At 40.2% G+C, this 2,131-nt stretch carries 4 protein-coding genes; 3 read left to right on the top strand and 1 reads right to left on the bottom strand.

Features of this window, described 5'->3' with window-relative positions; translation table 11 throughout:
• The 3 genes from H6S82_RS30490 to H6S82_RS30480 all read left to right on the top strand — a co-directional run.
• Positions 1–158: ATP-binding protein (locus H6S82_RS30490; RefSeq protein ID WP_277926619.1), on the top strand; the 158-nt coding region annotated here is incomplete at its 5' end.
• A gap of 116 nt (positions 159–274) precedes the next feature.
• Entirely contained in the window at positions 275–697 is a 423-nt protein-coding gene (locus H6S82_RS30485; protein WP_190463574.1) for a peptide chain release factor 1, read from the top strand.
• 113 nt (positions 698–810) lie between these two features.
• The gene (locus H6S82_RS30480) at positions 811–1,686 is read left to right on the top strand and encodes an alpha/beta hydrolase (RefSeq protein WP_190463572.1); all 876 of its coding nucleotides are present in this window, start codon (positions 811–813) and stop codon (positions 1,684–1,686) included.
• 92 nt (positions 1,687–1,778) lie between these two features.
• Here H6S82_RS30480 and H6S82_RS30475 read toward each other — a convergent pair.
• On the bottom strand, positions 1,779–2,131 hold a 353-nt coding region (locus H6S82_RS30475; RefSeq protein ID WP_191057272.1), incomplete at its 5' end, for a DUF2358 domain-containing protein.

The raw sequence follows: 2,131 nt of genomic DNA, 5'->3' as shown, positions 1-2,131 counted from the left end.
CTTTCTTTACAACTAAACCAGTCGGTAAAGGCACCGGTTTGGGGTTGTCTATTAGCTATCAAATTGTTGTGGAAAAACATGGTGGCCAGCTAAAGTGCATTTCAACACCCGGTAAAGGGGCGGAGTTTGCGATTGAAATTCCCATCAGACAAAGCTAAACTAGCCAGACCTCAGACAGAAAGAGCCTTCCAGAAAGTACCGCAATCATAGACTGGCGCTACTGGAAACTCGCCAGTCAAGATAAAATTAAATCAATCTCTTAGCTGGAAACAATATGCGAGATCCTCTGGGTAGCTTAAAACTCCTGCCTTGGTCATCTTTATTACAAGTTTCTGTCCTCACCACACTTATTGTTATCATTGTAGAGTTGCTAGTAGGTTTAGGGCTGAAATACTCTTCTATAGTCGAAGCAACGCTAAATTTTATATATTCAGGCCCTACTGGTGTATTCATGAATTTTCTCGTAGCAGCTTGCGTGGGTGTACTCGCAGTTTACTTACTTGAGCGATTTTATCCGCAAGTGAGAATCAATGCCGGTGTTTTGTGGGCGTTAATTCCCTGTGTAGCCTTAGTTATTGCTTTCAAGTTACTCTTCCCTCTACCAGCTATTCTAATGAATTTCAAACAAAATCCAAATCAGTTAATGGGTCTTCCCATTGGCATTTTTTGGCAAGGTCAGCGATACTGGTGGCGATAAATCGCTGGTTGTAATTTAACGTAGGGTGGGCAATGCCCATCAAAATGTCTGTTCCCTTTTTTCTTTCTCGATGGTGGGCAATGCCCACCCTACCATTTATTTAGGAAATATCAATGTCTGTTATAGAAAATTCCTGGCAGCACAATTATATTAATACTAATGGGATAAAGCTGCACTGCGTAACTCAGGGAGAAGGTTCCCTGATGCTGATGCTGCATGGATTTCCTGAATTTTGGTATTCTTGGCGATATCAAATTCCACAATTTTCTAAGGATTTTAAGGTTGTCGCCCTTGATTTACGCGGATACAATGACAGCGATAAACCAACAAATAAATCTGCTTATGTGATGGATGAATTTATCAAAGATGTTAAGGGCGCGATCGAGACATTAGGTTACCAAAAATGTGTGCTTGTAGGGCATGACTGGGGTGCTGCGATCGCTTGGAATTTTGCCTACACTTATCCGGAAATCGTAGAGCGATTGATTATTATGAATGTACCTCACCCTGCCAAATTTTTCCAGGCTTTCTTTACAAATCCGCAACAGTTGATGCGTAGCTGGTATATCTTCTTTTTTCAGTTACCTGTACTACCGGAATTTGTTTTGCAATTATCTGATTACAAAGCAATTAAATCAGTTTTTATTAAGACGACTTTTAATAAAAACAACTTTGCTTCAGCAGATATCGAAACATACAAAAATGCCGCTGCCAAACCAGGTGCTATAAAAGCGATGTTGAGTTATTATCGCAATATTTTTCGGCAGGTATTTATCAAAGAAGTCTGGCAAATTCTGGAAGTTCCTACACTGATGATTTGGGGAGAAAACGATACAGCCCTTGGGAAAGAACTCACCTACGGTACAGAAGCTTATGTCAGAGATTTTCAAATTAAGTACATCCCCAACTGTAGTCACTGGGTACAGCAAGACAGACCCGAAGTTGTAAATCAATATATGCGAGAATTCCTTGCCGATTATATTTCTTAATTTATTTGCACTGGCTCTAATCCAGGAAGCCGAAAGTAGCTGAATGCCTGACATTCAAAATATTTTTGACTTTTGACTTCTGCGTAGCGGCGCTAGCTTTCTCCTCCCTTGCGAATGAACTGTTTCAAAATTTCGCCAGGAGGGCGATCCCAGATATCAATATGCTCGTATATCAAAATATCTTTGTTGAGTTTGTAAGTAGAGTAGCCGTTGAAAAATATGCGAGCTTTCCAGGGAAGACGCAAAATACCGCGCACAGTCCAATTGGCCAAAATGATGTCCGGCTCTGTCTGATTCACGTCATGGAGATCGAAGTATATTTCCGTAAAAAATAGTTTCGCGTGAAATCGCAGCGTCCAAAAAATAATGCGATAATTAAATTTTCCTTTAAATTTGTTAACCGGGTCTTGAAAGTAGATATCTTGGCTATAAATAGATCGGAAGA

It is taken from the genome of Planktothrix sp. FACHB-1355 (assembly GCF_014748295.1).
Lineage (GTDB): Bacteria > Cyanobacteriota > Cyanobacteriia > Cyanobacteriales > Aerosakkonemataceae > Aerosakkonema > Aerosakkonema funiforme_A.
The sequence above is the reverse complement of the archived record's forward strand: the minus strand, read 5'-3'. Positions and strand labels throughout refer to the sequence as shown.

What these genes read in the sequence shown, in the direction of transcription:
- H6S82_RS30480 (WP_190463572.1), top strand. Translation starts at nt 811, where the DNA reads ATGTCTGTTATAGAAAATTCCTGGCAGCACAATTATATTAATACTAAT.
- H6S82_RS30485 (WP_190463574.1), top strand. Translation starts at nt 275, where the DNA reads ATGCGAGATCCTCTGGGTAGCTTAAAACTCCTGCCTTGGTCATCTTTA.